An 18696-nucleotide genomic window follows, 5' to 3' on the forward strand; every position below is an offset into this window, starting at 1 on the left:
GGCAGAAGCGCAGATCATCGGGCACGATAGTTGAGGTTATCGTTCCTCACGCTCCCGCGTGGGAATGCCTTGGGTGACGCTCTGCGTCACAAGTCTGCGGCGCGCCGCATTTTCTTGATCGGACTCGGACCGTCCATATCTCCAGACGAAAAAAAGCCCCGAAACGACCAGGTCGTCCGGGGCTTTTTTCTGGGTTTTTACAGGCCGGCAGCTGCGCGCAGGGCGTCGGCGCGGTCGGTTTTTTCCCAGGTGAAGGCGGTGAAGGTGTCATCGCCAACGGTCATTTCGACCGGGATACGACCGAAGTGGCCGTAGGCTGCAGTGGCCTGGTACATCGGGTGCAGCAGGTCGAGCATGGTGGTGATTGCGTAAGGACGCAGGTCGAAGTTGTCGCGGACCAGTTTGATGATCTTGTCATCGGACAGCTTGCCGGTGCCGAACGTGTTCAGCGAGATCGAAGTCGGTTGAGCGACGCCGATGGCGTAGGACACCTGGATCTCGCAACGCTCGGCCAGGCCGGCAGCGACGATGTTCTTGGCCACGTAACGACCGGCGTAGGCGGCCGAGCGGTCAACCTTCGATGGGTCCTTGCCGGAGAAAGCGCCGCCGCCGTGACGGGCCATGCCGCCGTAGGTGTCGACGATGATCTTGCGGCCGGTCAGGCCACAGTCGCCTACCGGGCCACCGATGATGAAGTTGCCGGTCGGGTTGATGTGGAACTGGGTGTCCTTGTGCAGCAGGTGCGCAGGGATGACGTGCTTGACGATCAGTTCCATCACGCCTTCGCGCAGGTCCTTGTACGACACATCCGGGTTGTGCTGGGTCGACAACACGATAGCGTCAACGCCGACCACCTTGCCGTTTTCGTAACGGCAGGTAACCTGGGATTTGGCATCCGGGCGCAGCCACGGCAGCAGGCCGGATTTACGCGCTTCGGCCTGACGCTGCACCAGCTGGTGGGAGAAGGTGATCGGCGCTGGCATCAGCACGTCGGTCTCGTTGCTGGCGTAGCCGAACATCAGGCCTTGGTCGCCAGCGCCCTGATCTTCAGGTTTGCTGCGGTCAACGCCCTGGGCGATGTCTACCGACTGCTTGCCGATGATGTTCATCACGCCGCAGGTCGCGCCGTCGAAACCGACGTCGGAGCTGTTGTAGCCGATGTCGAGGATGACGTTACGCACGATGTCTTCCAGATCGACCCAGGCCGAAGTCGACACTTCGCCAGCGATGATCGCCACACCGGTCTTGACCAGTGTTTCGCACGCTACACGGGCGTATTTGTCTTCAGCGATGATGGCGTCCAGAACCGCGTCGGAAATCTGGTCGGCGATCTTGTCCGGATGCCCTTCGGACACGGACTCGGAGGTGAAAAGTGAGTATTCGCTCATCTCTACGGGTTTCCTTCATTTTACCGATGGTGAGTGTCGCCAGCCGGTCGCTGAAAATGGCGAACCTGGATCTGGAAACCATTACGTAAGCCTACATAGAGGCTTTCCCCGGGAACTAGCCCCGCAGCGATGGCCCAACGGGCCAGATCTTCCTGCTCGAAACCTAACCAGAGATCGCCACAGGCCTCCCTGGCCCAACTCTGGTCATGACTACACAATTCTGTTACCAGCAGGCTACCGCCGGGTTTTACATGTTCGGCCAGTTGCCTCAAGGCTTCGGCCGGTACCGCGAAATGATGCAGCACCATGTTGAGGACGACGCAATCGGCACTGACTTTAGCGTCGGTCAGTGCATCGGCCAGCCTCAGCTCAACGTTAGCCAGCGCCTTGCGCTCGCAGACGCCACGCGCCAGGTCCAGCATCACCGGGCTGTTGTCCATCGCGATGACCTGACCGAAGCGCCGCGCCAGCTCAGGGAGGAAGCCGCCGTCACCGGGGCCTACTTCCAGAGCGGTTGCCTGCGCACCAAAGCTCAGTTTGTCGAGCAGGGTCAGCAGGCTTTCGCTGTACTGCGCCAAACCGGCGATCAGGTCCTGCTGGGCGCGAAACTTTTCTGCGGTACGGGCGAAAAAATCCTGACTGGCCAGTGCCCGTTGCCGATGCACCAGGCCGATACGGCTCTGTACGTCGTCCGGCAAGTCCAGCGTATCCACTTCGTCGAGCAACGCCGCATGCAGCCTGCCACCCGGCAATTCGGTGTGGGGCAGGGCGCGCCGGTAGAAAATCGCGTTGCCTTCACGCCGTGTCGCGACCAGATCAGCCTGCGCCAGCACCTTGAGGTGATGGCTCATGCCGGACTGGCCGATAGCGAAAATCTGTGCCAGTTCCAGCACGCCGAACGAGTCGTTGGTCAGCACACGCAGCACGTTCAGCCGCAAGGGATCGCCGCCGGCCTTGCACAATGCAGAGAGGTCGTCGCATGCATCGTGGCGAATGGCAGGTACACGCAGGTTCATAGCTGCGCAGTCTAGAGAGCGATCCGGAGTGTCGCAAGGGCAATATCAAAAAGTTTTGATATTGCTGGATGGATGGCGCCGGTCAGGCGTTGTGAACTTGTCGTGCAGGCGGGTGATCCAGTCTTTGCGTGGCAAATAATGTCCGCAACCCCGGAAAAAAGCCTATGGTCGTCTATCTGTGATTGCCCCCGGCCTGTCCGTGAGGGAAAATGACCTTCTTTTTCTCAATCCTATTTCTTAATTCCCAGGAGATCAGCGATGCCAAGCCGTCGTGAGCGTGCCAACGCTATTCGTGCCCTCAGCATGGATGCCGTGCAAAAAGCCAACAGCGGCCATCCGGGTGCCCCCATGGGCATGGCGGATATCGCCGAGGTTCTTTGGCGCGATTATCTGAAGCACAACCCGGCAAACCCTGCGTTTGCCGACCGTGACCGTTTCATCATGTCCAACGGCCACGGCTCGATGCTGGTCTACTCGTTGCTGCACCTGACCGGCTACGACCTGTCCATCGACGACCTGAAAAACTTCCGTCAATTGCACAGCCGCACTCCGGGTCACCCGGAATACGGTTACACGCCTGGCGTCGAGACCACCACCGGTCCGCTGGGTCAGGGCTTTGCCAACGCCGTCGGTTTCGCTGCTGCCGAGAAGACCCTCGCCGCACAGTTCAACCGTCCAGGCCACTCCATCGTCGATCACCATACCTACGTGTTCATGGGCGATGGCTGCATGATGGAAGGTATTTCCCACGAAGCGGCGTCGCTGGCCGGCACGTTGCAGCTGAACAAGCTGATCGCGTTCTACGACGACAACGGCATCTCCATCGATGGTGAAGTGGAAGGCTGGTTCACCGACGATACGCCTAAGCGTTTCGAGTCGTACGGCTGGTTGGTGATCCGCAATGTCGACGGTCATGACCCTGAAGAAATCAAGACAGCCATCGAAACCGCTCGCAAGAGCGACCAGCCAACGCTGATCTGCTGCAAGACCACCATCGGTTTCGGTTCGCCGAACAAGCAGGGCAAGGAAGAGTCCCACGGTGCGCCACTGGGTGCTGACGAAATCGCCCTGACCCGTGCCGCGCTGAAGTGGAATCACGGTCCTTTCGAAATCCCGGCTGATATCTATGCCGAGTGGAACGCGAAGGAAAAAGGTCTGGCGGCCGAAGCCGAGTGGGACCAGCGCTTTGCTGCCTATTCCGCCGCGTTCCCGGAGCTGGCCAACGACTTCATTCGTCGCATGAGTGGGCAATTGCCTGCAGATTTCGCTGAAAAATCAGCGGCTTATGTCGCTGAAGTCAACGCCAAGGGCGAAACCATCGCCAGCCGCAAGGCCAGCCAGAACGCACTGGGGGCACTCGGCCCGTTGCTGCCTGAAATTCTGGGTGGTTCGGCTGACCTTGCCGGATCCAACCTGACCATCTGGAAAGGCTGCAAGAGCATCACCGGCGAAGACCCTAACGGCAACTACCTGCATTACGGTGTTCGCGAGTTCGGTATGGGCGCCATGATGAACGGCATCGCCCTGCACGGCGGCTTCGTGCCTTACGGCGCAACCTTCCTGATCTTCATGGAATATGCTCGCAACGCGGTGCGTATGGCCTCGTTGATGAAGAAGCGCGTGATCTACGTATTCACTCACGACTCCATCGGTCTGGGCGAAGACGGCCCGACTCACCAGCCGATCGAGCAATTGACCAGCCTGCGTACCACGCCGAACCTGGACACCTGGCGTCCTGCGGATGCCGTGGAGTCGGCCGTGGCATGGAAACACGCTATCGAGCGTGACGATGGCCCGTCGGCACTGATCTTCTCCCGTCAGAACCTGACTCATCAGGCGCGTGACGAGAAGCAACTGTCCTACATCGCGCGTGGCGGTTACGTACTGCGTGATTGCGCTGCCGAGCCTGAGCTGATCCTGATCGCGACCGGTTCGGAAGTCGGTCTGGCTGTCCAGGCTTACGACAAGCTGACCGAGCAGGGCCGCAACGTGCGCGTGGTGTCCATGCCATGCACCAGCATTTTCGAAGCTCAGGATGCTGCTTACAAGCAGGCGGTGCTGCCGTTGCAGGTCAGCGCGCGTATTGCCATCGAAGCGGCTCACGCCGACTACTGGTACAAATACGTAGGTCTGGAAGGGCGCGTGATCGGCATGACCACCTTCGGCGAGTCGGCCCCTGCGCCGGCGCTGTTCGAAGAGTTCGGGTTCACGCTGGAAAACGTCCTGAGCACTGCTGAAGAGCTGCTCGAAGACTGATCAGCCATGTGATGTTGATGTTGTGGGAGCGACCGGGGCGGCGATCCGCCTTGCTCGCGAAGGAAGCGCCTCGGTGAGTCAGGCAAACCGGGTGTTCTCATTTGCGAGCAAAGCGGATTGCCGCCCCTGTTGCTCCCACAGGTTTTATCGTTTACGCAATCAGATCCAGCCCCTGGCGAAAATTTCATGCCCCAGCCCCGCCCTTACAAAGTTGCTCTGAACGGTTACGGCCGTATTGGTCGTTGCGTTGTTCGCGCGCTGTGCGAGCGAGGGGCCAAGGCCGGGTTTGAAGTGGTTGCCATCAACGATCTGGCCGACATGGCCAGTCTTGAATACCTCACGCGCTTTGACTCCACACACGGCCGGTTTCCCGGCGAAGTGCGGGTCGAAGGGCAATACCTGCACATCAATGACCACCGGATCAAGGTCCTGCGCAGTGCGACGCCCGAAGGCATCGACTGGGCCGGTCTGGAAGTCGATCTGGTGCTTGAGTGTTCCGGTGTCTACAACACTCGCGAAGATGGCCAGCGCTTTCTGGAGGCCGGTGCGCCGCGGGTGCTGTTTTCCCAGCCGATGGCCAGCGAACGGGATGTCGATGCCACCGTGGTGTTCGGCATCAATCAGCACAAGCTGACTGGCCGCGAGCTGCTGGTCTCGGCCGCGTCGTGCACCACCAACTGCAGCGTGCCGCTGCTGCGCTTGCTGGATCAGGCCATTGGCCTGGAATACATGACCATTACCACCATCCACTCGGCGATGAATGATCAACCGGTGATCGACGCTTATCATCACGAGGATCTGCGCCGTACGCGGTCGGCCTTCCAGTCGATCATTCCGGTGTCCACCGGTCTGGCGCGAGGAATCGAACGGCTGCTTCCGGAACTTGCCGGCCGAATTCAGGCCAAAGCTGTTCGCGTGCCGACGGTGAATGTGTCCTGTCTGGACATTACGTTGCAGATGTCGCAAGACACCGATGCCGTGGAGATCAACCGTATCCTGCGTGAGGCCGCCACCAGCGGTCCGCTCAAGGGGCTGCTGGCCTACACGGAATTGCCGCACGCCAGTTGCGATTTCAACCATGATCCGCATTCGGCCATTGTGGATGCGAGTCAGACCCGCGTTTCCGGACCCCGGCTGGTCAATCTGCTGGCCTGGTTCGACAACGAGTGGGGCTTTGCCAATCGAATGCTCGACGTCGCCGATCACTTTCTGCGCGTCGCTGACCAATAACAGTAAAAAAACAGGAATGCTCATGACCGTCTTGAAGATGACCGACCTCGATCTGCAAGGTAAACGTGTACTGATTCGCGAAGACCTCAACGTCCCGGTAAAGGACGGCGTAGTCAGCAGTGATGCACGTATCCTCGCTTCGCTGCCGACCATCAGGCTGGCGTTGGAGAAAGGCGCGGCCGTCATGGTCTGCTCACACCTTGGCCGCCCGACAGAGGGTGAGTTTTCTGCCGAGAACAGCCTCAAGCCGGTTGCCGACTACCTGAGCAAGGCGCTGGGTCGTGACGTTCCGCTGGTTGCCGATTACCTGGAAGGGGTCGACGTGAAAGCGGGTGATGTCGTCCTGTTCGAGAACGTTCGCTTCAACAAGGGCGAGAAAAAGAACGCCGACGAGCTGGCGCAGCAATACGCAGCACTGTGCGACGTGTTCGTGATGGATGCCTTTGGCACCGCCCACCGTGCCGAGGGTTCTACTCACGGCGTGGCAAAATTCGCCAAGGTGGCAGCGGCAGGTCCGTTGCTGGCCGCCGAGCTTGAAGCACTGGGCAAGGCCCTGGGCGCTCCGGCCCAGCCGATGACCGCCATCGTGGCGGGCTCCAAGGTCTCCACCAAGCTGGACGTACTCAACAGCCTGAGCGGCATCTGCAATCAGTTGATCGTCGGCGGCGGCATTGCCAACACCTTCCTGGCTGCGGCCGGTCACAAGGTCGGTAAATCGCTGTACGAACCTGACCTGCTCGACACCGCTCGCGCCATCGCCGCCAAGGTCAGCGTGCCATTGCCGACGGACGTGGTGGTTGCCAAGGAGTTCGCCGAGAGCGCTGCCGCTACTGTCAAACTGATCGCTGACGTCGCCGATGACGATATGATTCTCGATATTGGCCCGCAAACTGCTGCGCATTTCGCCGAATTACTGAAATCTTCCGGGACTATCCTGTGGAACGGTCCGGTCGGCGTTTTTGAGTTCGATCAGTTCGGTGAAGGCACTAAAACGCTCGCCAAGGCCATCGCTGAAAGCCAGGCGTTCTCCATCGCGGGCGGTGGCGACACGCTGGCGGCCATCGACAAGTATGGTGTGGCAGAACAGATTTCCTACATTTCGACCGGTGGCGGTGCGTTCCTCGAGTTCGTGGAAGGCAAGGTTCTGCCTGCGGTGGAAATGCTCGAACAACGCGCCAAGGCTTGAGTGAAAGCCTTGGACAAGGAGTGGTCAATGGTCAGGGCGTTACCGTGGTTTCTCATCGCAGGTTTACTGGCCGGTTGCGCGGGCAAGCCTGCGGCTGAAGAGGTGGAGAGCGACTCCCCGACCCAACCGCTCCAGTTAAGCTGCTATCAGGCGGGCTGGCAGGCAGAAACGGTGCCGGTGGTCTACAAGCGCGGCGGCCCCGAGGTGTGGGATCGTTACGAATTCATGCCGCGGACAGGCAATGTAGGGTGTCTGTGAGCCAGGTCTGAAACCCGTTGGCAACATTGACGGGCTTCAGCGGTCTTTAAAGGGTGGATATTTTTCCGGGAAAGGAGTTTCGCCATGAAGATCGCTGCCCTGGCTCTGATGAGCTGCATTGTACTGGCTGGTTGTACCGGTTCTGGCTCGCGTGCCAAGACCTGTCAGATATTCAGCCCGGCCGCCGTGAATGTGCCAACGACTGAAAACAGTCAACGGGTTGAGGCACATGTCACCGGTGAGCCGGCCGATGACCGAAAACAGGAACAGAACTGCCCCTGACAGTTGAAACGAACGGCACACGCCGCGTTTCGCAGGGCAGCCAGGAGACGTAATGAAAGGCGTGATTGCCCTCGGGGTGTTGGCAGTGCTTGGCGGTTGTTCGAGCATGAGTTCACCGCAGCAGAATGACCCTTGGAATCGCTGGGTATGTGACAGCAATGCAGAGGTCAACTGGCGCTACATCGACTCGGCCAAAAAGGAAGTCGATGTTCGTCTGAATCAAAGCGATCAGGTGTTCAGGCTCAAGGCTGAACCCGGCGCTGCCAGCGGTACGCTGTACAGCAACAATGTGTTGGCATTCGTCAACAAGGGTAGCGAGGGCCTGATCTATTGGGACGCTACCAACGATCTGATCGGTCGCGGCTGCAAGGCCAGATAAGTCGGATCTCGGGCACACACGCGCAGCCTTGTGGCTGAGCTTATAACTTGAATGGCAGCCGCCACTACGGCAGGCTTGCTCGACTAACGACCCTACCGGGAGAGACACAGACAATGGCACTTATCAGCATGCGCCAGATGTTGGACCACGCAGCCGAATTCGGCTACGGCGTTCCAGCTTTCAACGTAAACAACCTGGAACAGATGCGCGCCATTATGGAAGCGGCCGACAAGACCGACTCCCCGGTGATCGTCCAGGCTTCTGCCGGTGCCCGCAAATACGCCGGTGCGCCGTTCCTGCGTCACCTGATCCTCGCCGCGATCGAAGAATTCCCGCACATCCCGGTGGTCATGCATCAGGACCACGGTACCAGCCCTGACATCTGCCAGCGCTCGATCCAGCTGGGCTTCAGCTCGGTGATGATGGACGGCTCGCTGCGTGAAGACGGCAAGTCCCCGGCCGATTACGACTATAACGTTGACGTGACCCGTCGCGTTGTGTCCTTCGCTCACGCCTGCGGCGTTTCCGTGGAAGGCGAGCTGGGCGTGCTGGGCTCGCTGGAAACCGGCATGGCTGGTGAAGAAGACGGCGTGGGTGCGGAAGGCGTTCTGGATCACAGCCAGATGCTGACCGACCCGGAAGAAGCCGCTGACTTCGTCAAGCGCACTCAGGTCGATGCCCTGGCCATCGCCATCGGCACCAGCCACGGCGCTTACAAGTTCACCAAGCCGCCTACCGGCGACATCCTGGCGATCGAGCGCATCAAAGAGATCCACAAGCGCATCCCTAACACTCACCTGGTGATGCACGGTTCTTCGTCCGTTCCACAGGAATGGCTGAAAATCATCAACGAGTTCGGCGGCGACATCAAAGAAACCTACGGTGTGCCGGTCGAAGAAATCGTTGAAGGCATCAAGCACGGCGTGCGCAAGGTGAACATCGATACTGACCTGCGTCTGGCATCGACCGGTGCGATCCGCGAATTCATGGCCAAAAACCCGAGCGAGTTCGACCCGCGCAAGTACCTGGCCAAGACTGTTGTGGCCATGCGTGACGTATGTATCGCCCGTTATGAAGCATTCGGCACCGCTGGCAACGCCTCGAAGATCAAGCCGATCTCCCTGGACGCCATGTTCGAACGCTACGCGCGTGGCGAGCTGGATGCCAAGGTCAACTGAGTTGATTGAGCATTGAAGAAACCCGCAGAAATGCGGGTTTTTTTATGTCGGGTCAAACGTAACTGCGCGGCGAATGAATGTGACGCGGAGCGTCACGAACTGCATTCCCACGCTGGAGCGTGAGGAACGATAATCCCCGCTATCGTGCGACGCTCTGGACGCTCTGGACGCTCTGCGTCCTCTCTCGAAAGGCTTAAACGCTCTTCATCACACCCGCACACGCCGCCTTGTACGCTTCGTGCTGATACTTGTTCAGGGTGTCGGGCAGGGCGAAGGTGTGTTTCTTGTTCTGCGCATTAACGGTCTGCGGCGAGATCAGCACCACGTTGCAATCAGACATCAGTTGAAAGATGGTTTCGATCTTGAAGGTGGTCGGGCCGCCAGCGAATTCGCCTTTCTTGCTGCGCTTCTTGATAACCACATGGCTGATGCCGTTTTCACGCACGAAACCGGCGAGTTGCGTGGAGAAGGCTTTGACGTTGGCGGCCTCGTCATCGTCCTCCAGCGCAAGCTTCTTGGTGGCGAGCGGCAAGTGCTCGATGCCGCCATTACGTCGAGTGGCGAGGGCGAAGATAGCTTCGCTGCCTTTGATTTCTACACCGCAAATAATCATGAGAAAACCTGATGAGCTCGTTCATATAAAGAGGCAGGTTATCTCATCGTAGACGTTATTCCTGCGCTATCGACTCCAGATACTCCGAGCGCTCGTCACTCATGCGCGCAATGCAGTCGTTTTCGCTGATAGTGAAGGCTTTGCTGCCTGCTGCAGAAGGGAAGACCTCAACCGCGCAGTCGGCGTCACGCAGCTTCTCCCAGGCTTGCTGGGCGGTCTTGAGTTTGCTGGTAAAGTCGTTGAACTGCGTCTTGTTGGCGACGAACTGCGACTGAACGCGCTTGAGCAGGTTGTCGAAGTTTTCCTTGAGCAACTGTTCGGCAGTGGTGCGGCTGTAGGCCGAGCATTCCAGGGTCTGCTTGTCGTCCTCGACACCGTCGCAGGGCGACGCGTCCGGATTCTGGGCGGCGTGTACGCCTGTCACGGCCGTCGTCATAAGGGCCAGGGTCAGCAAAAACGTTTTCATCGAGTCGCTCCGATCCATTGATAGGCTCGATTCTGTCTCAAGCGTGAGACATTGAACAGGTTTACGACATCGCCCGACGACTCGCCGTCCCCCTTTGTCGCATCTTGACGCTTTCGGCAAACCCCCTGTCGTTTTTGCACCCGGTTCCCCTGACCCTCCGGCATATGCTGACCCCATTAGCGCCGACAGCCGATTCGGCGCACCGCAATCAAAAAAGGGGACAGCCTGATGAGCCCAGCCGAATTACACGCCGACAGCATCGTTATTGACGGGCTGATCATCGCCAAGTGGAACCGCGAGCTGTTCGAAGACATGCGCAAGGGCGGCCTGACCATGGCCAACTGCACAGTGTCGGTGTGGGAGGGCTTTCAGGCGACCATCAACAGCATCTGCACCAGCCAGAAACTGATGCGCGAAAACAGCGACCTGGTCATGCCGGTGCATACCACAGCCGACATCCGCAAGGCCAAGGAACTGGGCAAGACCGGCATTCTGTTCGGCTTCCAGAACGCACACGCCTATGAAGACCAGATCGGCTACGTCGAGATCTTCAAGAAGCTCGGCGTCGGCATCGTGCAGATGTGCTACAACACCCAGAATCTGGTGGGCACGGGCTGCTACGAGCGCGACGGCGGGCTGTCGGGTTTCGGTCGTGAGATCGTCGCTGAAATGAACCGTGTCGGGGTGATGTGCGACCTGTCCCACGTCGGCTCGAAAACCTCGGAAGAAGTCATTCTCGAATCGAAAAAGCCGGTCTGCTACTCCCACTGTCTGCCTTCCGGCCTCAAGGAACACCCGCGCAACAAGTCCGACGCCGAACTGAAGTTCATCGCCGATCATGGCGGTTTTGTCGGCGTGACCATGTTCGCGCCGTTCCTGGCCAAGGGCATCGAGTCGACCATTGACGATTACGCCGAAGCCATCGAATACGTCATGAACATCGTCGGCGAAGACGCCATCGGCATTGGCACTGACTTCACTCAGGGTCACGGCCAGGAGTTTTTCGAGTACCTGACCCACGACAAGGGCTACGCCCGCCGCCTGACCAACTTCGGCAAGATCATCAACCCGCTGGGCATCCGCACCGTTGGCGAGTTTCCCAATCTGACTGAAACGCTGCTCAAGCGCGGTCACTCCGAACGCGTGGTGCGCAAGATCATGGGCGAGAACTGGGTCAACGTTCTGGCCGACGTCTGGGGCGAGTAACCCGCCCGCCATACCTTATCGAATTGAACCCCCACGGCCCTTCGAGCGGTGGGTGTAGACCGAATCATCTGGAGTTTGACCGCCATGGCTAAAATCGCCCCGCAACTGCCCATCGAAGTCGACAGCGAAACCGGCGTCTGGACCTCCGATGCGTTGCCGATGCTGTACGTGCCCCGGCACTTTTTCGTCAACAACCACATGGGCATCGAAGAAGTGCTGGGCGCCGATGCCTACGCCGACATCCTCTACAAGGCGGGTTACAAATCCGCCTGGCACTGGTGCGAAAAGGAAGCCGAATGCCACGGCCTGGAAGGCGTTGCGGTGTTCGAGCACTACATGAAGCGTCTGTCGCAGCGTGGCTGGGGTCTGTTCAAGATCCAGGACATCGACGTCGAGAAAGGCACTGCCAGTGTGAAGCTGGAGCACTCCTGTTTCGTGTACGTCTACGGCAAGGTCGGGCGCAAGGTCGATTACATGTTCACCGGCTGGTTCGCCGGGGCCATGGATCAGATCCTCGCTGCCAGTGGCAGCGCTGTGCGTACGGTTGCCGAGCAGGTTTACGGTGGTTCCGAAGACGGTCATGACGACGGTCTATTTGTCGTCAAGCCGCTGTAAATCGAGGATCGGGTTATGGCTTTCGAAGCGATGTTCCAGCCGATCCAGATCGGCAAGCTCACCATCCGCAATCGCGTGCTGAGCACTGCGCACGCCGAGGTCTACGCCACCGATGGCGGCATGACCACGGATCGTTACGTGAAGTACTACGAGGAAAAAGCCAAGGGCGGCATCGGCCTGGCCATTTGTGGCGGCTCTTCAAGCGTGGCCATCGACAGCCCGCAAGGCTGGTGGAAATCGGTCAACCTGGCAACCGACAGAATCATCCCGCACTTCCAGAACCTTGCCGACGCCATGCACAAGCATGGCGCCAAGATCATGATCCAGATTACCCACATGGGCCGTCGCTCGCGCTGGGATGGCGATCACTGGCCGACCCTGATGTCGCCGTCGGGCATTCGCGAGCCGGTGCATCGGGCAACCTGCAAAACCATCGAGCCCGAGGAAATCTGGCGGGTGATCGGCAACTACGCCAGTGCTGCGGCGCGTGCCAAGGCCGGTGGTCTGGATGGCGTCGAGTTGTCGGCGGTGCATCAGCACATGATCGACCAGTTCTGGAGCCCGCGGGTCAACAAGCGCACCGATGAATGGGGTGGCAGTTTCGAGAACCGCATGCGCTTCGGCCTGGAAGTGATCAAGGCGGTGCGCAAGGAAGTCGGCCCCGACTTCTGTGTAGGGTTGCGCATCTGTGGCGACGAGTTTCATCCCGATGGCCTAAGCCACGAGGACATGAAACAGATCGCCAAGTATTACGACGACACCGGCATGATCGATTTCATCGGCGTGGTGGGCTCGGGATGTGACACCCACAACACCCTGGCCAACGTCATTCCGAACATGAGTTACCCACCGGAGCCGTTCCTGCACCTGGCGGCCGGGATCAAGGAAGTGGTCAAGGCCCCGGTGCTGCACGCGCAGAACATCAAGGACCCGAACCAGGCAACGCGAATTCTGGAAGGTGGCTATGTCGATATGGTCGGCATGACCCGCGCGCACATTGCCGACCCGCACCTGATCGCCAAGATCAAGATGGGCCAGATCGACCAGATCAAGCAGTGCGTCGGTGCCAACTACTGCATCGATCGCCAGTATCAAGGGCTGGATGTGCTGTGCATCCAGAACGCCGCCACGTCCCGCGAATACATGGGCGTGCCGCACATCATCGAGAAATCCGCCGGACCCAGGCGCAAGGTCGTGGTGGTCGGTGCCGGTCCTGCCGGGATGGAAGCCGCACGGGTCTCTGCCGAACGCGGACATGACGTGACCCTGTTCGAGAAAAAGGACTTCATCGGCGGGCAGATCACCACCGCATCGAAGGCACCGCAGCGCGACCAGATCGCTGGCATCACGCGCTGGTTCCAGCTGGAGCTGGCGCGCCTGAAAGTCGACCTGCGTCTGGGGACCGCAGCGGATGCGGCAACCATTCTCGATCTGCGGCCCGACATCGTGGTGCTCGCGGTCGGCGGTCACCCGTTTCTTGAGCAGAACGAACACTGGGGTGCGGCTGAAGGCCTGGTGGTCAGCAGTTGGGATGTGCTGGACGGCAAGGTGGCGCCCGGCAAGAACGTGCTGGTCTACGACACCATTTGCGAGTTCACCGGCATGTCGGTGGCCGATTTTCTGGCCGACAAGGACTGCCAGGTCGAAATCGTCACCGATGACATCAAGCCGGGCGTGGCGATTGGCGGAACCTCGTTCCCGACCTACTACCGCAGCATGTACCCCAAGGAAGTGATCATGACCGGCGACATGATGCTGGAAAAGGTCTATCGCGAGGGCGACAAGCTGGTGGCGGTGCTGGAAAACGAATACACCGGCGCCAAGGAAGAGCGGGTCGTCGATCAGGTGGTGGTGGAAAACGGCGTGCGTCCCGACGAAGCGATCTACTACGCGCTCAAGGAAGGCTCGCGCAACAAGGGCCAGATCGATATCGATGCGCTGTTCGCCATTCAGCCACAGCCATCGTTGAGCCAGCCGGGTGACGGTTATCTGCTGTTTCGTATCGGCGATTGCGTGGCGCAGCGTAATACCCACGCCGCGATCTATGACGGCTTGCGGCTGTGCAAGGACTTTTAAGGCTCGCCTGTCTTTGATTCCGGCCGCAGGCCGTGGGAGCGAACGGGTTCGCGAATGCGATAGATCAGCCGACATGCGGGTTGTCTGATCCACGGTTTTTGCGAATCAACGAAGCGTCACCCGGACTGCAAGACCGCTTGGTACCTGGAGCTTCAGATGCTAGACACCCTTCTTCCGATCCTGCTGTTCAGCGCCCTGGCCCTTGCGGCGCTGGGCGCCTGGCGGCGGGCTACCCTGTGGCGCAACGGTCGGTCCTCGAAAGTCGATTGGCTGGGTGGTCTGCTGGCCATGCCCAAGCGGTACATGGTCGATCTGCATCACGTGGTCGCGCGTGACAAATACATCGCCAACACCCACGTGGCCACAGCGGGCGGAGCGGTGGCCTCGATTGTGCTGGCGATTCTGGTGCACGGTTTCGGTGTGCATAACCGCGTGCTTGGTTACGCACTGCTGTTGATGACGGCGGTGATGTTCGTCGGTGCGGTGTTTGTCTATCGTCGTCGTCTCAACCCGCCTGCGCGTCTGTCGAAAGGCCCGTGGATGCGCCTGCCGAAAAGCCTCATGGCGTTTTCCGCGAGCTTCTTTCTGGTCACGTTACCAGTGGCGGGCATTCTTCCCGAGCACTTCGGCGGATGGGTACTGGTCACTGTTCTCGGGCTGGGCGTGCTGTGGGGCGTAAGCGAACTGTTTTTCGGCATGACCTGGGGCGGGCCGATGAAGCACGCCTTCGCCGGGGCGCTGCACCTGGCCTGGCACCGGCGTGCCGAGCGTTTTGGTGGTGGACGTTCCACGGGCCTGAAACCTTTGGACCTGAACGATCGAACCGCACCGCTGGGCGTGGAGAAACCTCAGGACTTCACCTGGAACCAACTGCTGGGCTTCGACGCCTGCGTGCAGTGCGGCAAGTGCGAGGCGGCCTGCCCGGCGTTTGCCGCAGGCCAGCCACTCAACCCTAAAAAGCTGATTCAGGACATGGTGGTCGGTCTTGCCGGGGGCACCGACGCAAAATTTGCCGGCAGTCCCTATCCATCGCTGGACGGCAAAGGCAAGCCACTGGGCGAGCATGGTGGTAATCCGCATCAGCCCATCGTCAACGGGCTGGTGGACGCCGAAACGCTGTGGTCCTGCACCACGTGCCGAGCCTGTGTCGAAGAGTGCCCGATGATGATCGAGCACGTCGATGCCATCGTCGACATGCGCCGCCACCTGACCCTCGAAAAGGGCGCTACGCCGAACAAGGGCGCCGAGGTGCTGGACAACCTGATCGCCACCGACAACCCCGGCGGGTTTGCACCGGGCGGGCGAATGAACTGGGCGGCCGATCTGAACCTGACATTGCTCAGCGAGAAAAAAACTGTGGATGTGCTGTTCTGGGTCGGTGATGGCGCGTTCGACATGCGTAATCAACGCACCCTGCGCGCGTTCGTCAAAGTCCTCAAGTCGGCCAGGGTGGATTTCGCCGTGCTGGGCCTTGAAGAACGCGACAGCGGTGATGTGGCCAGGCGGTTGGGTGATGAAGCGACCTTCCAGATGCTCGCCCGACGCAACATTCAGACCCTGTCCCGTTACGATTTCAAACGTATCGTGACCTGCGACCCGCATAGCTTTCATGTGCTGAAAAACGAATATGGCGCTTTTGGCGGTGACTATCAGGTGCAGCATCACAGCACCTTCATGGCCGAGCTGGTGCGCAGCGGCGCCCTGACGCTGGGCCAGCACAAAGGCGCCAGCGTGACTTATCACGATCCGTGTTACCTGGGCCGTTACAACGGCGAATACGAGGCGCCGCGTGAAGTGCTGCGCGCGCTGGGGATCGAGATCAGGGAAATGCAGCGCTCGGGCTTTCGCTCCCGCTGCTGCGGTGGCGGCGGTGGCGCGCCCATCACTGACATTCCCGGCAGACAGCGGATTCCTGACATGCGCATGGACGACATTCGTGAGACGGCTGCCGAGCTGGTTGCGGTAGGTTGTCCACAGTGCACAGCCATGCTCGAAGGCGTTGTCGAGCCGCGACCACTGATCAAGGACATTGCCGAACTGGTCGCCGATGCGCTGATTGAGGAAGTTATCCCCAATACGCCAGCGCCTGCCAAACGTGAACCCGCGGAGGTGCTCTGATGAGTGACATTATCCGCCGTGATCCACGCGCCGAGTGGATTGCCCGCAATCGACTGCACCCACTGCATGCTGCCATGCAGCCGGCGCAGAGCCGCTGGATGGGGCCGAACGGCCTGATGCGCAAGAACGTGCATGGCCTGGGTTTTATCGGTCCCAACGGCATCAAGCGTATCGACCGCAGCGGCGCTCAGCAGGGCGGCACGGTCAAGCGTTCGGCCGCTGCCGACGTGCAGTTGCCGCTGCATACCATCGTCGAGCCAGCGTTCCATATCACGGTGGTGCCCGATATGGTCGGCGGCCGCCTGAGCAGCCACGACCGCGACTTGCTGGGGCTGGCGCGTCAGCTGGCGGGGGCCGACGGTGCCGTGCTGGCGGTGGTGTTCGGCGAGCACAAGGAAACTGCTTTCGACGTTGCTGGCGTGGATCGGTTATTAGTTATCGATGGTGCCGGATTCGACGGTTATTCACCGGAACAGCGCGTGCAGAGTTTGCGAGCTGTGGATAACCAGTTCAACCCGCGCCACTGGCTGCTACCGGACAGCCGAACCGGCGGTGGCGAACTGGGAAGACGTTTTGCCGCCAGCATCGGCGAGCGACCTGCAACACGGGTCTGGCAGGTCAAGGACCAGCTGTGCATAAGTCGCGCAGGCGCCGGTCGCGAAGACCTGGTTCGGCCTCTGCCCCGTCTGATTCTGGCCGCTGTAGAGTGCGCTGAACCGGTCAGCGATACCCGTCACGAGGTAGTGCCGGTCGAGTTGTCCACAGGCGTGGCGCGCAGCCTGCCGCGTATAGAGGACCTGGGAGCGGTTGCCGTCGATCCCGGAGTTATCCCCATGGCTGAAGCCGAATTCATTCTGTCTGGCGGCAATGGTGTCAAAGACTGGGATCTGTTTCATCAGGCCGCTTCGGCACTCGGGGCCACCGAAGGGGCGTCGCGGGTCGCAGTGGACGATGGTTTCATGGGCCGCGAGCGGCAGGTAGGCGCGAGTGGCACCTGGGTGACCGCAAGGGTGTATGTCGCCGTCGGTATTTCCGGGGCCATCCAGCATCTGCAGGGTATCGGCGCCTGTGACAAGGTCATTGCGATCAATCTGGATGCGGGGTGCGACATGGTCAAGCGTGCAGATCTATCGGTCATCGGCGAGAGCGCCGAAGTACTTAAGGCGCTGATCGCCGCAGTCGAAGCCTGGCGCAGCGGAGGTAAGCGTGATGCAGCCTGAAGTGTCTGTGGATAAGCATGCGGTACAGATCATCAGTCTGGTGTCCATCGGGGCGCACCCGACATCAGGTCGTGCGCGCCGCGCCGAACAGGATGCGCGGGCCGTCGAGCTTGGTTTGCAGCTGGCTGGGGATAACTTGCAGGTACTGCACGCGGGCAATGCCGAAGAACCGGCGCTGCGCGCTTACCTTGGCATGGGGCTCAACGAGCTGCATGTGCTGGAGCAACCCGAAGGCGCCGATGCGCTGATTGCGTTGACTGACTACCTCCGGGATTCTGCCGCGCAGGTGGTGTTGGCCGGCAGTCAGGCTGAAACCGGTGAAGGGTCGGGGATGCTGCCCTTTCTGTTGGCTGAAAGGCTGGGCTGGCCACTGGTGACCGGTCTGGCTGAAGTCGAGTCGTTGAACAACGGCACCGCACTGGTGTTGCAGGCTCTGCCTCGCGGCCAGCGTCGCCGGCTGAAGGTTCGTTTGCCGTTTCTGGCCACTGTGGATAACGCCGCTCCCAAACCCCGCCAGAGCGCGTTCGGGCCTGCACAGCGTGGCACGCTGGACACCGAACTGGTTCAGGTCGTTGTCGATGAGTTATTGACCGACCAAGCGCTGCAGCCAGCCAAACCGCGTCCCAAACGCTTGAAGGTCATCAAAGCCAAGAGCGGCGCTGATCGCATGAAAGCCGCCACTGCCAAGGCCAGTGGCGGCGGGGGCCAAGTGCTCAAGGGGATGCGCCCTGAAGAGGGCGCAGCCGCGATTCTGAAGCTGTTGATCGATGAGGGCGTCGTAAAGTAAGGCTAAAGTCTTGTGCTGCCGTCTTTGAGGGGCGGTTTGCCTTCTGCTCGGAGAGAGGCCGGAAGTAGGCATACGAAATACTCCCTTTCAGATCACCGCGATTGCTGACCTCGACTTTGACATCCGCGTTTTCGTAACGGCGGTTGAAACTCGAAATCGTGATGGGTAGCAAAATGGCTCGTTTGAACGTCACGCCTGTACGGCCTTGACCAATATTCTTTTCGGGAAGACTTACGCACAATCCCTGTGCGTGTGCCTGTGGATAATGTGTTCGTGAACGTCTGAACGGCTTGTAGAACGTGGCTTTTGGAGTGGTGTTCAAAAAACGATCAATCTAACTCTTTATTTTCATTGCATTTTTTTGTGGATAAATGCGCACTGCCATCTGCCAGCCAATGGGTTTGCCCACAATCTCTGTGCGC

General features: G+C 59.9%; 17 protein-coding genes. 13 read left to right on the plus strand and 4 right to left on the minus strand.

Annotation, left to right across the window (positions count from 1 at the left end; all coding sequences use genetic code 11):
• Positions 1-197: 197 nt before the first annotated feature.
• The gene (gene metK, locus BT119_RS22520; protein ID WP_003372639.1) at positions 198-1388 is read right to left on the minus strand and encodes a methionine adenosyltransferase; all 1191 of its coding nucleotides are present in this window, start codon (positions 1386-1388) and stop codon (positions 198-200) included.
• A gap of 20 nt (positions 1389-1408) precedes the next feature.
• Positions 1409-2404 carry an ArsR/SmtB family transcription factor gene (locus BT119_RS22525; RefSeq protein ID WP_003316359.1) on the minus strand — a complete coding sequence of 332 codons (996 nt, stop codon included), beginning with the start codon at positions 2402-2404 and terminating at the stop codon, positions 1409-1411.
• A 258-nt stretch (positions 2405-2662) separates the two neighbouring features.
• On the opposite strand from BT119_RS22525, the gene tkt reads away from it, so the two are divergent.
• From tkt to fba, 7 genes are all read left to right on the plus strand, one after another.
• Positions 2663-4660, plus strand: coding sequence for a transketolase (tkt, locus tag BT119_RS22530; protein ID WP_003372635.1), 1998 nt, complete (start codon positions 2663-2665; stop codon positions 4658-4660).
• A gap of 186 nt (positions 4661-4846) precedes the next feature.
• Positions 4847-5890 carry an erythrose-4-phosphate dehydrogenase gene (gene epd / locus BT119_RS22535; RefSeq protein WP_003372633.1) on the plus strand — a complete coding sequence of 348 codons (1044 nt, stop codon included), beginning with the start codon at positions 4847-4849 and terminating at the stop codon, positions 5888-5890.
• A gap of 22 nt (positions 5891-5912) precedes the next feature.
• The gene (locus BT119_RS22540; RefSeq protein ID WP_003372628.1) at positions 5913-7076 is read left to right on the plus strand and encodes a phosphoglycerate kinase; all 1164 of its coding nucleotides are present in this window, start codon (positions 5913-5915) and stop codon (positions 7074-7076) included.
• 27 nt (positions 7077-7103) lie between these two features.
• Positions 7104-7334 carry a lipoprotein gene (locus BT119_RS22545; RefSeq protein WP_003316354.1) on the plus strand — a complete coding sequence of 77 codons (231 nt, stop codon included), beginning with the start codon at positions 7104-7106 and terminating at the stop codon, positions 7332-7334.
• An 84-nt stretch (positions 7335-7418) separates the two neighbouring features.
• Positions 7419-7616, plus strand: coding sequence for a hypothetical protein (locus BT119_RS22550; protein ID WP_003372626.1), 198 nt, complete (start codon positions 7419-7421; stop codon positions 7614-7616).
• A gap of 52 nt (positions 7617-7668) precedes the next feature.
• Positions 7669-7995, plus strand: a complete 327-nt coding sequence (locus BT119_RS22555) for an MliC family protein (protein ID WP_003320832.1) — start codon at positions 7669-7671, stop codon at positions 7993-7995.
• Positions 7996-8108: 113 nt separating this feature from the next.
• A complete protein-coding gene (gene fba / locus BT119_RS22560) occupies positions 8109-9173 on the plus strand; it encodes a class II fructose-bisphosphate aldolase (protein WP_003372623.1) in 1065 nt (354 codons plus the stop codon).
• A 193-nt stretch (positions 9174-9366) separates the two neighbouring features.
• On the opposite strand, the gene BT119_RS22570 is transcribed toward fba, so the two are convergent.
• Together BT119_RS22570 and BT119_RS22575 are read right to left on the minus strand one after the other, a co-directional pair.
• Positions 9367-9786, minus strand: a complete 420-nt coding sequence (locus BT119_RS22570; protein ID WP_003372607.1) for a DUF3010 family protein — start codon at positions 9784-9786, stop codon at positions 9367-9369.
• Positions 9787-9841: 55 nt separating this feature from the next.
• The gene (locus tag BT119_RS22575) at positions 9842-10252 is read right to left on the minus strand and encodes a lysozyme inhibitor LprI family protein (protein ID WP_003405168.1); all 411 of its coding nucleotides are present in this window, start codon (positions 10250-10252) and stop codon (positions 9842-9844) included.
• Positions 10253-10480: 228 nt separating this feature from the next.
• Between BT119_RS22575 and BT119_RS22580 the strand changes: the two genes are divergently transcribed.
• From BT119_RS22580 to BT119_RS22605, 6 genes are all read left to right on the plus strand, one after another.
• Positions 10481-11458 carry a dipeptidase gene (locus tag BT119_RS22580; protein WP_003372603.1) on the plus strand — a complete coding sequence of 326 codons (978 nt, stop codon included), beginning with the start codon at positions 10481-10483 and terminating at the stop codon, positions 11456-11458.
• 84 nt (positions 11459-11542) lie between these two features.
• Positions 11543-12073 (plus strand): DUF5943 domain-containing protein, encoded by a 531-nt coding sequence (locus BT119_RS22585; protein WP_003432482.1) that lies wholly within the window; start codon positions 11543-11545, stop codon positions 12071-12073.
• Positions 12074-12088: 15 nt separating this feature from the next.
• Positions 12089-14149, plus strand: a complete 2061-nt coding sequence (gene dgcA / locus BT119_RS22590; RefSeq protein WP_072366960.1) for a dimethylglycine demethylation protein DgcA — start codon at positions 12089-12091, stop codon at positions 14147-14149.
• Positions 14150-14305: 156 nt separating this feature from the next.
• Complete coding sequence (dgcB, locus tag BT119_RS22595) at positions 14306-16267, plus strand: dimethylglycine demethylation protein DgcB (RefSeq protein WP_072366961.1); 1962 nt, start codon at positions 14306-14308, stop codon at positions 16265-16267.
• Positions 16267-17487, plus strand: coding sequence for an electron transfer flavoprotein subunit alpha (locus BT119_RS22600; protein WP_072366962.1), 1221 nt, complete (start codon positions 16267-16269; stop codon positions 17485-17487). Before dgcB ends, BT119_RS22600 begins: the two co-directional genes overlap by 1 nt.
• Entirely contained in the window at positions 17477-18274 is a 798-nt protein-coding gene (locus BT119_RS22605; protein ID WP_072366963.1) for an electron transfer flavoprotein subunit beta, read from the plus strand. Before BT119_RS22600 ends, BT119_RS22605 begins: the two co-directional genes overlap by 11 nt.
• Positions 18275-18696: the final 422 nt, after the last annotated feature.

Origin of the sequence: Pseudomonas sp. NFACC10-1 (assembly GCF_900119195.1) — a bacterium.
Classification (GTDB): Bacteria; Pseudomonadota; Gammaproteobacteria; order Pseudomonadales; family Pseudomonadaceae; genus Aquipseudomonas; species Aquipseudomonas cerasi.

Excerpts from the sequence above, each read along its gene's own strand:
- BT119_RS22585 (WP_003432482.1), top strand. The coding sequence starts at position 11,543 with ATGGCTAAAATCGCCCCGCAACTGCCCATCGAAGTCGACAGCGAAACC.
- BT119_RS22575 (WP_003405168.1), bottom strand. The coding sequence starts at position 10,252 with ATGAAAACGTTTTTGCTGACCCTGGCCCTTATGACGACGGCCGTGACA.
- BT119_RS22600 (WP_072366962.1), top strand. The coding sequence starts at position 16,267 with ATGAGTGACATTATCCGCCGTGATCCACGCGCCGAGTGGATTGCCCGC.
- BT119_RS22525 (WP_003316359.1), bottom strand. The coding sequence starts at position 2,404 with ATGAACCTGCGTGTACCTGCCATTCGCCACGATGCATGCGACGACCTC.
- epd (WP_003372633.1), top strand. The coding sequence starts at position 4,847 with ATGCCCCAGCCCCGCCCTTACAAAGTTGCTCTGAACGGTTACGGCCGT.
- BT119_RS22570 (WP_003372607.1), bottom strand. The coding sequence starts at position 9,786 with ATGATTATTTGCGGTGTAGAAATCAAAGGCAGCGAAGCTATCTTCGCC.
- tkt (WP_003372635.1), top strand. The coding sequence starts at position 2,663 with ATGCCAAGCCGTCGTGAGCGTGCCAACGCTATTCGTGCCCTCAGCATG.
- BT119_RS22555 (WP_003320832.1), top strand. The coding sequence starts at position 7,669 with ATGAAAGGCGTGATTGCCCTCGGGGTGTTGGCAGTGCTTGGCGGTTGT.
- metK (WP_003372639.1), bottom strand. The coding sequence starts at position 1,388 with ATGAGCGAATACTCACTTTTCACCTCCGAGTCCGTGTCCGAAGGGCAT.
- BT119_RS22580 (WP_003372603.1), top strand. The coding sequence starts at position 10,481 with ATGAGCCCAGCCGAATTACACGCCGACAGCATCGTTATTGACGGGCTG.
- BT119_RS22540 (WP_003372628.1), top strand. The coding sequence starts at position 5,913 with ATGACCGTCTTGAAGATGACCGACCTCGATCTGCAAGGTAAACGTGTA.
- BT119_RS22605 (WP_072366963.1), top strand. The coding sequence starts at position 17,477 with ATGCAGCCTGAAGTGTCTGTGGATAAGCATGCGGTACAGATCATCAGT.
- dgcB (WP_072366961.1), top strand. The coding sequence starts at position 14,306 with ATGCTAGACACCCTTCTTCCGATCCTGCTGTTCAGCGCCCTGGCCCTT.
- BT119_RS22545 (WP_003316354.1), top strand. The coding sequence starts at position 7,104 with ATGGTCAGGGCGTTACCGTGGTTTCTCATCGCAGGTTTACTGGCCGGT.
- fba (WP_003372623.1), top strand. The coding sequence starts at position 8,109 with ATGGCACTTATCAGCATGCGCCAGATGTTGGACCACGCAGCCGAATTC.
- dgcA (WP_072366960.1), top strand. The coding sequence starts at position 12,089 with ATGGCTTTCGAAGCGATGTTCCAGCCGATCCAGATCGGCAAGCTCACC.
- BT119_RS22550 (WP_003372626.1), top strand. The coding sequence starts at position 7,419 with ATGAAGATCGCTGCCCTGGCTCTGATGAGCTGCATTGTACTGGCTGGT.